Raw genomic sequence first — 12,167 nt, 5'->3', positions numbered from 1 at the left:
AGCGGTCGACTCCTCCCCGAGTGTGCAACCGACCATCACAAAAGCCAATAGGCCCATGCGATGGTCGGCGGCAGAATCAGTGAACGTCCTTCCAGTATTCCTTCTTCAGCAGGTACAGCAGGAAGGTCAACAGGGCCAGGAACAGGATCACCCACACGCCCAGCTGCTGGCGCTTGAGCGCGGCCGGTTCGCCGGCGTATTCGAGGAAGTTGGTGATGTCCCGCACGGCCTGGTCGTACTGGCCGGCATCCACCGAACCGGGCGTTTCGATGCGCAGGCCAGTCACCGGCGGGTCCATGCCGGGGGCCTCGGGCTTGCCATGCACGGCATGCTGCAGGCCCTGCATTTCCCACAGCGGGTTGGGCATGGAGGCGTTCGCGAACAACGCGTTGTTCCAGCCCAGCGGCCGGCTGGTATCCAGGTAGAACGACTTGAGATAGGTGTAGACCCAGTCACTGCCACGCACGCGCGAAATCAGGCTGAGGTCCGGCGGCATCTTGCCGAACCACTTCTCGGCGTTCTCCTTGGGCATCGCCACCGGGATCGGGTCGCCGATCGCCGAGCCGGTGAAGTTGAGGTTGTTCATCACCTCTTCTTCGGTCAGCCCCAGGTCCTGCGCCATCCGCGAATAGCGCAGGTACTTCAGCGCATGGCAGCCGGAGCAGTAGTTCATGTACAGCTGTGCGCCGCGCTGCAGCGAGGCGCGGTCACCGAGATCGTTGCCGGCCTGCAGCAGCTTGGTGCCGCCCTCGGCGGCGGAGGCCAGGAAACTGCCCAGCATCAGGGCGGCCGTCAGGGCCAGCCGGACCATCCAGCGTTCAGTCATGGGTGGTCACCCTCTCCGGTACCGGCTTGGTCCTGTCCAACCTTGTCCATAGCGGCATGGTGATGAAGAACGCGAAGTACAGGAAGGTCAGCACCCGCCCGATGTAGGTCTCGTGCACGTCGGTGCCGGGGCCGGAACCGATCACGCCCAGCCAGACGAAGCACACCGCCAGTACGCCCAGCATCACCTTCGAGATCCAGCCGCGGTAGCGCACCGATTTCACCTTCGCCTTGTCCAGCCACGGCACCAGGAACAGGATCGCGATGGCCGAGAACATCACCAGCACGCCGCCCAGTTTGTTCGGCACCACGCGCAACATCGCGTAGTACGGCGTGTAGTACCAGACCGGCTTGATGTGCTCCGGGGTCACCAGGCGGTTGGCCTCGGTGAAGTTGTCGTGCTCCAGGAACAGGCCGCCGAAACCGGGCGCGAAGAAGATGATGAAGGCAGCGATGATCAGCAGGAAGCCGGCGCCGACGCCATCCTTGAGCGTGTAGTACGGGTGGAACGGAATGCCGTCGGCCGGCGCGTTCGGCGACCAGCGGTTGCCCTTCGGCCCCTTCTTGATCTCCACGCCGTCCGGGTTGTTCGACCCCACTTCGTGCAGCGCACCCAGGTGCAGTACCACCAGCAGCAACAGCACCAGCGGCAAAGCGATGACATGCAGCGCGAAGAAGCGGTTGAGCGTGGCGTCACTGGGCAGGTAGTCGCCCATGATCCACTCGGTCAGGCCGTTGCCGATCACCGGTATCGCGCCGAACAGCGAGATGATGACCTTGGCGCCCCAGAACGACATCTGGCCCCATGGCAGCACGTAGCCCATGAAGGCTTCGGCCATCAGCACCAGGTAGATCAGCATGCCGAGGATCCACACCAGCTCGCGCGGCTTCTGGTAACTGCCGTACAGCAGGCCGCGGAACATGTGCAGGTAGACCACGATGAAGAACAGCGAGGCGCCCGTCGAATGCATGTAGCGGATCAGCCAGCCCCACTCCACATCACGCATGATGTATTCGATGGAGCCGAACGCCTCGGCGGCGTTGGTCTTGTAGTGCATCGTCAGGAAGATGCCGGTGACGATCTGGTTGACCAGCACCAGCAGCGCCAGCGAACCGAAGTAGTACCAGATGTTGAAGTTCTTCGGCGCGTAATACTCGGTGACGTGCTTGCGGTAGACCGGCATCAGGCCCGGCGCGCGGGCATTGACCCAGTCGGCGACGCCGCTGGCGGTACGGCTGAGGATATTGGCCATCAGGCAGCCCCCTGCGGATCAACACCGATGATGATGGTGTTGTCGTCCTGGTAGTGGTGCGCGGGCACCTTCAGGTTGATCGGCGCCGGCACGTCCTTGAAGACGCGGCCGGACATGTCGAAGCGCGACTTGTGGCACGGGCAGAAGTAACCGCCCTTCCACTGCGGATCGTAGGGCTCGGGCCGGATCTCGGCGACCATTTCCGGCGAGCAGCCCAGGTGCGTGCACAGCCCGACCAGCACGGAGATCTCCGGCTTGATCGAGCGCAGCTCGGGGTTCTGCTTCAGCACATACTCCGGCTGCTGGTCCTTCTCGCCGGACTCGGGGTCCTTGAGACGGCCGTCCAGCCCGTGCAGCGCATCGAGGATCGCCTTGGACCGTTTGACGATCCAGATCGGCTGGCCACGCCATTCCACGATCAGGCGTTGGCCTTCCTGCAGGGCGCTGATGTCGGCCACCACCGGGGCGCCGGCAAGCTTGGCGCGGGCACTGGGATTCCAGGATTTGATGAAAGGAACTGCGGTGAATCCGACGCCGACGGCGCCCACCACGGCTGTGGTGGCAGAAAGAAAACGCCGACGTCCGGTGTTGACTGGATCGTGTACCCCATCGTTGGCCATCCGGCACTCCGATATTGATTAGGTAGCTTTAAGGCTGCCAGCGGATCCGGTGGGGGCCAGAGCCGCATTGAATCACGGTCGAGTGTAGCTGAACCGTCGCGCGCCACACAACGCATTGCAACAACATTGATTGCGGGGTTGCCGGCCAGCGGCCGGTCGGTACCGGCCATTGCCCAGCGGCCGGCACTACTGGTGCGTCAATGCGGTGCGGTAACGCTCCGCCAGCTGCCCGACCCGGCGCACGTAGTACTGCGTCTCGCTGTAGGGCGGCACGCCGCCGTGGCGGTCGACCGCGCCTTCGCCGGCGTTGTAGCCCGCCGCCGCCAGAGTCAGATCGCCATTGAAGCGCTTCAACAACCACGCAAGATACTGCACGCCGCCACGGATGTTCTGCCCGGCATCGTAGGAATCACTGACCCCGAAGCGGGCAGCGGTCGGCGGCATCAGCTGCATCAGGCCCTGCGCACCCGCGCGGCTGAGCGCGGTCGGGTTGTAGGCCGACTCAGCGTGGATGATCGCGCGCACCACAGCCTCTTCCACGCCGAACTCGCGCGCGGCCGAGCTGATCTCGGCCTGGAAGGCCGAGGTGTTCAGGCGCACGGTGCCGAAGTCCACGCGTGGATTGACCCCGCACGCGTAGCAGCGCTCCATGAAGCTGTAGCGGATGGTCCGCACCGGGCCGAGGTTGGCCACCTGGGTCGGGCGCGCACTGGTGTAGTGGCGCACGCCGTCCTTCATGAAGGAATAGACCTGGCCGCTGACCATGCGTCCGGCGCGCAGGGCGACCGGCTGTGCTGGAGCAGCTGCGGGTGCGGATGCGGGTACGGACGCAGGTGCGACCGTTGCCGGCGCTGCGGCACCGGCGGCAACGGCCACCGGATTGCGTTCGATGCTGGCCACCGTGGTCGGCGCCGGCCTGGGCGCGGTCACTACCGGGCGCGGGGCCGGACGGGTGTCACGGCTGTAGCTGATGGTGCTGCAGCGCGCACCGGCCACCCGCTTGCTCACATAACTGGTGACGCCGTCAGGGCCCTGGCACTTGTACAGGGTTCCGGCGCTGGCCGGCGCAGCGGCCAGCGCAGCGATGATGATCGCCGTTGTCCCCAGTATCCCCTTCATGGCGGCGAGTGTCCCAGCTTCGCCGGAACTTGCCAAGCGATGCGGCTCAGGCTGTGACCGGCGGCACAGCCAGCAGCTGACCCAACCCTGCCAGGCGTTGGGCCAGTTCGTCACGCAGGCCGGGCGGCGTGGTCCACAGCGCCACCGGCAGCCGGTCCAGGCTCAGGATCTGCGCCAGCATCATGCCGCGGCTTTCGGCCCCCATCCGCAGCAGGCAATGGTCCGCGCCATCGGCTTCCAGCACGCCGCACCAGGGCGGGATGCGTCCTTCCAGCTCCGCGTAGCTGCCGGCCAGGCGGAGGATCGCCTGCAGCGCGAACGGGGCCTGGCTGACCGCCTGCCGCACCATCACGTCCGGTGGCGCCGGGGTGCGCCGGTGCATGCCCGGCTCGGCACATTCCCGTACCGTTCCCATCCGGTCCACGCGCAGGGTACGCCAGTCCTGGCGTCCCAGATCCCAGGCCAGCAGGTACCAGCGCCGCCCGTAGTTGACCAGGTGCTGGGCCTCGACCTCGCGCTGGGTGACCGCGTCCTGCGCGCTGCGGTACTCGAAAGCCAAGCGCGAAGCCTGCCGGCAATGCTGGGCCAGCCGTCCGAGCAGGCGCGCATCGGTGGCCGGCAGCTCGGACAGGGTGGCGGTAGCGGCGTGCACCTCGCCGGCCTGCTGGCGGCGACGGGTCGGCACCAGCGGGTCGAGCTTGGACAGCAGGCCCCGCGCGGTGTCGTCGATGCCGGCGACAGTGGCCGAGGCGGCGCGCAGGGCGATGGCCAGGGTGGTCGCCTCCTCCTCGTCAAGCAGCATCGGCAGCACCGGTGCGCCGGCGCCGAGCTGGTAGCCACCGCCAACCCCGGCCGAGGCCTGCACGGGGTAACCCAGCTCACGCAGCCGCTCGATGTCACGGCGGATGCTGCGCCGGTCCACGCCCATGCGGTCGGCCAGTTCGGCCCCCGACCACTGCCGACGGGCCTGCAGCAGGGCAATCAGACGCAGTAGTCGATGGGCGGTATGGCGCATGAAGGATCGAGGACAGAAGTCGTCCGCAATAGTGCCCCAGGATGGGCGCCAGTTCACCACCCACCGCAAGGAGCAATGCCATGACCTCACGCCAGATCACCCTGTACCACGCCGCCCGTTCGCGCTCGAGCGGCGCCGTGGCCCTGCTCGAAGCGCTGGGTGCTGACTACCACATGCAGGTGCTGGACCTGAAGGCCGGCGCCAACCTGGCCCCGGCCTACCTGGCCATCAACCCGATGGGCAAGGTGCCGGCCATCGTCCACAACGGCGCACTGGTGACCGAACAGGTGGCGATCTACCTGTACCTGGCCGACCTGTACCCGGAAGCCGGGCTGGCCCCGCCGATCGGCGACGCCCTGCGCGGCCCCTACCTGCGCTGGATGGCCTTCTACGGCGCCTGTTTCGAGCCGGCGATGATCGACAAGGCAATGCATCGCGAGCCGCCGCCGCGCCTGATGTCGCCCTACAACGACGCGGAGACGGTGCTGCAGGTGATCGAAGCCCAGCTGGCGCAGGGGCCGTACCTGCTCGGCGAGAGGATGAGCGCCGCCGACGTGCTGTGGGGCAATGCGCTGGCCTGGACCACCGCCTTCGGCCTGGTGCAGCCGGCGCCGGCCACGGCTGATTACATTGCACGGATGAGTGCGATGACCGCTTTCGACCGTTCTCGGCAGATCGATGCGGAGCTGGCAGCGGCCTGAGGCGTGCCGACGGGCGCGGCCGGGCGCTACCGGGGGGGGGCGGACCCGGAACTCCAGTAGATCCACGCCATGCGTGGATGACCCGCCCGCCGTGCCTGCGGGACGGAAAGCAGCCAGGCATGGCCTGGCTCTACTGGGCCGGCGCACGCGCTGGGATGCGGGTAGAATTGCCCGCTTTCCCGCCACCCGAATGGATTAAGCGCCATGACCGGGACGCCAGACGTCTTTCCGCCCGCCACGCCGGGCGGTACCCCGCTCGTTGCCCTGCCCGCCGGTCCGCGCAAGCCCGACCAGGTGAAAGGCAAGCTGTACATCAAGACCCACGGTTGCCAGATGAACGAGTACGACTCGGCCAAGATGGCCGACGTGCTTGCCGCCAGCGATGGGCTGGAACTGACCGACAGCCCGGACGACGCCGACGTCATCCTGGTCAATACCTGCTCCATCCGCGAGAAGGCGCAGGAGAAGGTGTTCAGCCAGCTGGGCGTGTGGAAGGGACTGAAGAACAAGGGCCGCGAGGTCATCATCGGCGTGGGCGGCTGCGTCGCTTCGCAGGAAGGCGAGGCAATCATCAAGCGCGCGCCGTTCGTCGACCTGGTGTTCGGCCCGCAGACCCTGCACCGCCTGCCGGAACTGATCCGTGCACGGCGCGAGCAGAAGCGCCCGCAGGTGGACATCAGCTTCCCCGAGATCGAGAAGTTCGACCGCCTGCCCGAGCCACGCGCCGAAGGTGCTTCGGCCTTCGTCTCGATCATGGAAGGTTGTTCCAAGTACTGCTCGTTCTGCGTGGTGCCCTACACCCGCGGTACCGAAGTCAGCCGCCCGTTCGAGGACGTGGTGGTGGAGGTGGCGCAGCTGGCTGCACAGGGCGTGCGTGAGATCAACCTGCTCGGCCAGAACGTCAACGCCTATCGTGGCCCGTATGGCGACGGCGAGTTCGCCGACCTCGGCCTGCTGATCCGCACCATCGCCGAGATCGACGGCGTCGGCCGCATCCGCTTCACCACCTCGCACCCGCTGGAGTTCAGCGATTCGCTGATCGATGCGTTCCGCGACGTCCCGCAGCTGGCCAACTTCCTGCACCTGCCGGTGCAGGCCGGCAGCGACCGCGTGCTGTCGGCGATGAAGCGTGGCTACACCGCACTGGAATTCAAGTCGAAGATCCGCAAGCTGCGCGCGGTGCGCCCGGACATCTCGATCAGCTCGGACTTCATCGTTGGCTTCCCCGGCGAGACCGATGCCGATTTCGAGAAGACCATGAAGCTGATCGAGGACATCGGCTTCGACCACAGCTTCTCCTTCATCTATTCGCGTCGCCCGGGTACGCCGGCTGCGGACCTGGAGGACACGATCAGCGATGCCGAGAAGCACGCGCGCCTGTCGCGCCTGCAGGAGCGCATCAATGCACACGCCGCCGGCATCTCCGAGAAGATGGTCGGTACCGTGCAGACGGTGCTGGTGGAAGGTCCTTCGCGGAAGAACCCGAACGAACTGACCGGCAAGACCGAAAACATGCGTTCGGTGAACTTCCCGGCACCGGCGCGGTTGATCGGCCAGTTCGTGGACGTGGTGATCACCGAAGCGCTGACCAATTCGCTGCGCGCGCGGGTGGTAGCGGAGTAAATCCCGGGGTCGGAGCCCCTGCGGGGATCCGACCCCGGCCTGTTGGCCTCAATCCAGGCGCTTGCGGAAACGCAGGATGGCCAGGGTCATCATCACCACGATGAAGGCCAGCAGCGCCAGCGCATCCGGCCACAGCTCCCACAGCGAGGCGCCACGCAGCATGATGCCGCGCACCAGTCGCAGGAAGTGGGTCAGCGGCAACACCTCGGCCAGCCACTGCACCGGCCGCGGCATGCCGGCGAACGGGAACATGAAGCCCGACAGCAGGATCGACGGCAGGAACAGGAACAACGTCATCTGCATCGCCTGGAACTGCGAGCGCGCGCGCGTTGAGATCAGCAGGCCCAGCGCCAGGTTGGCCAGCACCAGCAGCACCGCGGCCAGATAGATGTCCAGCAGGCTGCCGCGGATCGGCACCTGGAACAGCCAGGTGCCCAGCACCAATACCAGCGTGGTCTGCAGCAGACCGATAGCCGCATAGGGCAGCACCTTGCCGACCATCAGTTCGCTGCGCGACACCGGTGTGGCGATCAGCAGTTCCATGTTGCCGCGCTCGCGTTCGCGCACCACCGCTACGGCCGTGAACATCACCAGGGTCATGGTCAGGATCACCCCGATCAGGCCCGGCACGATGTTCACCGCCGAACGCCGCTGCGGGTTGTAGAAGCTGGTCACGCTGATCGGACCACCAGCGATGCTGCCTTCGCGCAGGGGCCGCGTGTTGCTGGTCGGGCGCGTATCCAGCGGCACCTGCGCCAGCTGGATCGCCGCGCTCTGCACCACGGTGTCGCTGCCATCGACCAGCACCTGCACCGCCTCGCGTCCATCGAAGCGACGACGCTCGAAGTCGGCCGGCACGACGATGCCGACACTGATTTCGCCACGGCGCAGCGTCTGCATCAGTTCATCGGGCGTGTACGCCTCGCTGCGCGGCGTGATCACGCCGGTGGCGACCATGTCCTGCACCAGCGCGCGTGACGCCGCACTGTTGGCCTGGTCGGCGACACCGGCGTTGAGATGGCGCAGGTTGAGATTGATCGCGTAGCCGAACAGCAGCAGCTGCATCACCGGAATGCCGACGATCATCGCCAGGGTGATGCGGTCGCGGCGCAGCTGGCGCAATTCCTTGAGCATGATCGCCCACAACCGGCGCAGGTTCATGCCGCTGGCTCCCGGCCACGGCCGCGGGTAGCGGCGACGAAGACGTCTTCCAGGTTCGGCGCCACCGCCTCGATGCGGGCCTGCGGATCGGCGCTGGCCAGCGCGCGCCGCAATGCGACGGCGTCCGCGACATCCTCGCTGCACAATACTCGCAGCTGGGTGCCGATCTGCGCCACGCTCAGCACGCCGGGCAGCTCAGACAGTGCACGGCTGGCCTGGCGAGGTTGCACCGACGTGACCTGCAACGTGCGGCCGTCCAGCCGTGCACAGAGTTCGGCCGGCGTGCCATCGGCCACCAGTGCACCACGATCAAGGATCGCCAGGCGATGGCAGCGCTCGGCCTCGTCCATGTAGTGGGTCGATACCAGCACCGTGGTGCCGGCATCAGCCAGTTCGAACAGGGCCTCCCAGAAATCGCGGCGCGATTCGGGGTCGACCGCACTGGTCGGCTCGTCCAGGAACAGCAGTTCGGGCGAATGCACCACGGCACCGGCCAGGGCCAGGCGTTGCTTCTGCCCACCACTGAGCGTGCCGGCCAGTTGTGGTTGGCGGTCCTGCAGCCGGTACTGCTGCAGCAGCGTGTCGACCCGCTGCCGGGCCTGCGAGCGCGGCAGGTCCTGGATGGCAGCGAGGAACTCCAGGTTCTCGCGCACCGACAGATCTTCATACAACGAGAAGCGCTGGGTCATGTAGCCGATGCGTCGGCGCAATGCCTCTGCCTGCTCGGGCACGGCCAGGCCCAGCACCTCGATCTGCCCTGCGCTGGGTTCCAGCAGGCCGCACAGCATGCGGATGGTGGTCGACTTGCCGGACCCGTTCGGGCCCAGAAACCCGTATACCTGTCCGCGCGGCACGGTCAGGTCGACGTTGTCCACGGCCAGAAGATCACCGAAGCGGCGCGTCAGCCCGCGTGCGTGGACCGCGATGTCCTCGCCGGTGTTCAGAAGCGCACCTGCACCGGCAGCCCGGCCGGAAGCTTCTGCATGTCGGCGGCCACATCCACTTCGATCTCGGCCAGATAACTCAGCCGTTCGACGTCATCGCCGGTCAGTGCGTAGTACGGCGTGAACGATGGTTCGCTACGGATCGCGCGTACATGCCCGTTCAGCACGGTGTTGCCGCCTTCCAGCTGTATCTGCGCGGGCTGCCCGACCTTGACCTGCAGACGCAGCGGTTGCGGCAGGTAGACACGCGCATAGGGGCGCTCGCCGACCAGCATCACTGCCAGCGGCGCACCGATCGGTGCCTGGTCGCCCTGCCGGTAGGGCAATGCATCGACCACCCCATCGCGCGGTGCGCGCAATTGCAGCTTCTGCAGGTTCACGCCCTGTACCACCTGCTGTGCCCGTGCGGCGTCGGCGGCCGCCTGGCCCTGGGCGATATCCTGCGCGCGGCTGCCGTGCACCAGTTCCAGCCAGGCCTGCTCGGCAGCACGTACGCTGGCCTCGGCATTGCCGGCGGCGGCGCGTGCGCGGTCCAGCTCGGCGGCGGCGATCAGGCGTTGGCGCGCCAAGGGCTGCACGCGTCGGTAGTAGGCACTTGCTTCGGCAGCCTGTGCGCGCAACGCGGCCAGTTGCGCCTGGGCCTGGGCGATCTGCTCCTGGCGTGGGCCGATCTTCAGCTCTTCCAGCTGCGCCTGCGCACGGGCCGTGTCAGCCTCTGCTGCGGCGAACTGCGCGTCTCCCCGCGCCGGGTCCAGCTGCATCAGCACGGCACCGGCCTTGACCTGCTGGCCCTCCCGCACCTCCACCGCTGCAATCACTTCGGCTGCCGGCGCCGGCACGGTGATCCGGTCCCATTCCAGCGTGCCCAGCGCAGTCGGCGTTGACTGCCCACACCCCGCCAGCAGGCCGATGCCCGCCAGTCCGATTCCACGCATCCCGTTGCCGATGCCCATGCCATCCCCTCCTGCGACGGCGACACGGTGCCATGTGCCCCGTGCACCCTCAATGATTCCGATCAGCCCTGGCGTTTTTTTCACCGCGTATGGGCAAGCCTTTGGCTGCAAGGCTCCGCACCACCTATCCACAGGTTGATTCGGCATCATTCCACAACTGCTGTGGAAATCCGGCAGGACGTGGCTTTGTTGCTCGCCCGGCAACGAAACCTGCACTGCCATCACGATGAACGCCCCCGTGCAGACCCCCGTGGCAGTGCCGCCGTAGCGACGGGCGACCATGACGCTTTTTTCACCAGGACCTCATGGGCCTTGTGGCACAAGCAGTGCGAAGGTCTATCCACAGGTTTCCGCGTGCCCCGTCCACACGGGGTGTGGAAAACGCTGTATCGACCGTCTGCTGGCCGTGTGCCCCGCACGCGCGCTACCCTTGTCCTCCCTGAATACACTGCGGTGGAAGGCATCCGCCCCACCCCAAGCAATGAAAAGCATCGATCATCGAGACTTCACCCTGTCGCCGGAAGACAACGAGCGACTGGCCAACCTGTGCGGCCCCTTCGACGGGCACCTGCGCCAGATCGAGCTGAAGCTCGGCGTGGAGATCGCCAACCGTGGCTTCGTGTTCCGCATCAGCGGGCCCAACGAAGCCATCGTCGAGGCGCAGAAGCTGGTTGAAGCGCTGTACGCCGAAGCCGGCGAAACGACCTTCGACAACCACGCCATCCACCTGCGCCTGGCGCAGGCCAATGTCGAGCAGATCGCCGAGCGCTCCTACGAAGCGCAGGACGTGGCAATCAAGGTCAAGCGCGGCACGGTGCGCGGTCGCGGCGCCAACCAGGGCCGCTACCTGCACCAGATCGCCACCCACGACATCAACTTCGGTATCGGCCCGGCCGGCACCGGCAAGACTTTCCTGGCCGTGGCCAGCGCGGTCGAAGCCCTGAATGAATCACGGGTGCAGCGCCTGATCCTGGTGCGCCCGGCGGTGGAGGCCGGCGAGAAGCTCGGCTTCCTGCCCGGTGACCTGAGCCAGAAGGTCGACCCCTACCTGCGACCGTTGTACGACGCCCTGTACGAAATGATGGGCGTGGAGAAGGTGGTCAAGCTGCTGGAGAAGAACGTCATCGAGATCGCGCCGCTGGCCTACATGCGCGGCCGCACGCTCAACGATGCCTTCGTGATCCTGGACGAAGCACAGAACACCACCATCGAACAGATGAAGATGTTCCTGACCCGCCTGGGCTACGGCTCCACCGCAGTGGTCACCGGCGACCTGACCCAGACCGACCTGCCCAAGCATGTGAAGTCCGGCCTGCGCGATGCCATCGATGTGCTGCGCGAGGTCGAGGGCGTCAGCTTCACCTTCTTCGAGTCCCGCGACGTGGTCCGCCACCCGCTGGTGGCGCGTATCGTGAGCGCGTACGACCGCCGCGACCTGCATCAGATCCAACCTGGAGCAACTCCATGACCCGTGGTCCCGTGCGACTGGACGTCGCCGTCAGTTATGCCCTGCCGCGTACCGGCCTGCCGGCGGCAGTCAGCTTCCGCAAGTGGGTGGCCGCCGCACTGAAGGGCCGCATCCGCGAGGCCGACCTGGCCATCCGCGTGGTCGATAGCAAGGAAGGGCAGTCGCTGAACCGCCACTACCGCGGCAAGGACTACGCCACCAACGTGCTCAGCTTCCCGGCCGAAGTGCCGGAAGGCCTGCCCAAGGGCGTGAAGTTCCCGCTGCTGGGCGACCTGGTGATCTGTGCACCGGTCGTGGCGCGGGAGGCCGACGAACAGGGCAAGGCGCTCAACGCTCACTACGCGCACCTGACCGTGCACGGCGTGCTGCACCTGCTCGGCTGGGACCACGAGGACGACAAGGAAGCGGAGGCCATGGAACAGCTCGAGCGCGAGATCCTGGCCGAGCTAGGCATCGCCGACCCGTACGCCGGAGAGCGCTGACGC

The 12,167-nt window shown here is 66.7% G+C and carries 12 protein-coding genes; 4 read left to right on the top strand and 8 right to left on the bottom strand.

Going from position 1 to position 12,167, the window contains the following annotated elements; translation table 11 throughout:
* Positions 1 to 76 precede the first annotated feature (76 nt).
* The 5 genes from SriyCCGPB3_RS07050 to SriyCCGPB3_RS07030 all read right to left on the bottom strand — a co-directional run bounded on the left by SriyCCGPB3_RS07050 (position 77) and on the right by SriyCCGPB3_RS07030 (position 4,832).
* Positions 77 to 826, bottom strand: a complete 750-nt coding sequence (locus tag SriyCCGPB3_RS07050) for a cytochrome c1 (protein WP_350260017.1) — start codon at positions 824 to 826, stop codon at positions 77 to 79.
* The gene (locus tag SriyCCGPB3_RS07045; protein ID WP_329810182.1) at positions 819 to 2,078 is read right to left on the bottom strand and encodes a cytochrome b; all 1,260 of its coding nucleotides are present in this window, start codon (positions 2,076 to 2,078) and stop codon (positions 819 to 821) included. The genes SriyCCGPB3_RS07050 and SriyCCGPB3_RS07045 overlap by 8 nt, the downstream gene beginning before the upstream one ends.
* Positions 2,078 to 2,698 carry a ubiquinol-cytochrome c reductase iron-sulfur subunit gene (gene petA, locus SriyCCGPB3_RS07040; protein WP_049423262.1) on the bottom strand — a complete coding sequence of 207 codons (621 nt, stop codon included), beginning with the start codon at positions 2,696 to 2,698 and terminating at the stop codon, positions 2,078 to 2,080. Before petA ends, SriyCCGPB3_RS07045 begins: the two co-directional genes overlap by 1 nt.
* Before the next feature lie 186 nt (positions 2,699 to 2,884).
* The gene (locus SriyCCGPB3_RS07035; protein ID WP_350260016.1) at positions 2,885 to 3,817 is read right to left on the bottom strand and encodes a lytic transglycosylase domain-containing protein; all 933 of its coding nucleotides are present in this window, start codon (positions 3,815 to 3,817) and stop codon (positions 2,885 to 2,887) included.
* 46 nt (positions 3,818 to 3,863) lie between these two features.
* The gene (locus SriyCCGPB3_RS07030) at positions 3,864 to 4,832 is read right to left on the bottom strand and encodes a helix-turn-helix transcriptional regulator (protein ID WP_110711772.1); all 969 of its coding nucleotides are present in this window, start codon (positions 4,830 to 4,832) and stop codon (positions 3,864 to 3,866) included.
* Positions 4,833 to 4,912: 80 nt separating this feature from the next.
* Here SriyCCGPB3_RS07030 and SriyCCGPB3_RS07025 point away from each other — a divergent pair, with 80 nt between their 5' ends.
* Together SriyCCGPB3_RS07025 and miaB are read left to right on the top strand one after the other, a co-directional pair.
* Entirely contained in the window at positions 4,913 to 5,533 is a 621-nt protein-coding gene (locus SriyCCGPB3_RS07025) for a glutathione S-transferase family protein (protein ID WP_110711771.1), read from the top strand.
* A gap of 204 nt (positions 5,534 to 5,737) precedes the next feature.
* Entirely contained in the window at positions 5,738 to 7,156 is a 1,419-nt protein-coding gene (miaB, locus tag SriyCCGPB3_RS07020) for a tRNA (N6-isopentenyl adenosine(37)-C2)-methylthiotransferase MiaB (RefSeq protein WP_049399909.1), read from the top strand.
* A 48-nt stretch (positions 7,157 to 7,204) separates the two neighbouring features.
* On the opposite strand, the gene SriyCCGPB3_RS07015 is transcribed toward miaB, so the two are convergent.
* The 3 genes from SriyCCGPB3_RS07015 to SriyCCGPB3_RS07005 all read right to left on the bottom strand — a co-directional run bounded on the left by SriyCCGPB3_RS07015 (position 7,205) and on the right by SriyCCGPB3_RS07005 (position 10,214).
* Positions 7,205 to 8,317, bottom strand: coding sequence for an ABC transporter permease (locus SriyCCGPB3_RS07015; RefSeq protein WP_350260015.1), 1,113 nt, complete (start codon positions 8,315 to 8,317; stop codon positions 7,205 to 7,207).
* The gene (locus SriyCCGPB3_RS07010) at positions 8,314 to 9,192 is read right to left on the bottom strand and encodes an ABC transporter ATP-binding protein (RefSeq protein WP_110711769.1); all 879 of its coding nucleotides are present in this window, start codon (positions 9,190 to 9,192) and stop codon (positions 8,314 to 8,316) included. Before SriyCCGPB3_RS07010 ends, SriyCCGPB3_RS07015 begins: the two co-directional genes overlap by 4 nt.
* A gap of 65 nt (positions 9,193 to 9,257) precedes the next feature.
* On the bottom strand, positions 9,258 to 10,214 hold the full coding sequence (locus tag SriyCCGPB3_RS07005; protein ID WP_350260014.1) for an HlyD family secretion protein: 957 nt from the start codon (positions 10,212 to 10,214) through the stop codon (positions 9,258 to 9,260).
* A gap of 481 nt (positions 10,215 to 10,695) precedes the next feature.
* On the opposite strand from SriyCCGPB3_RS07005, the gene SriyCCGPB3_RS07000 reads away from it, so the two are divergent.
* Positions 10,696 to 11,682, top strand: a complete 987-nt coding sequence (locus SriyCCGPB3_RS07000) for a PhoH family protein (RefSeq protein ID WP_005415936.1) — start codon at positions 10,696 to 10,698, stop codon at positions 11,680 to 11,682.
* Positions 11,679 to 12,164, top strand: a complete 486-nt coding sequence (gene ybeY, locus SriyCCGPB3_RS06995) for an rRNA maturation RNase YbeY (RefSeq protein ID WP_110711766.1) — start codon at positions 11,679 to 11,681, stop codon at positions 12,162 to 12,164. Before SriyCCGPB3_RS07000 ends, ybeY begins: the two co-directional genes overlap by 4 nt.
* The last annotated feature ends 3 nt before the right edge of the window (positions 12,165 to 12,167 follow it).

Origin of the sequence: Stenotrophomonas riyadhensis, from assembly GCF_040256885.1 — a bacterium.
Lineage (GTDB): Bacteria > Pseudomonadota > Gammaproteobacteria > Xanthomonadales > Xanthomonadaceae > Stenotrophomonas > Stenotrophomonas riyadhensis.
The sequence above is the reverse complement of the archived record's forward strand: the minus strand, read 5'-3'. Positions and strand labels throughout refer to the sequence as shown.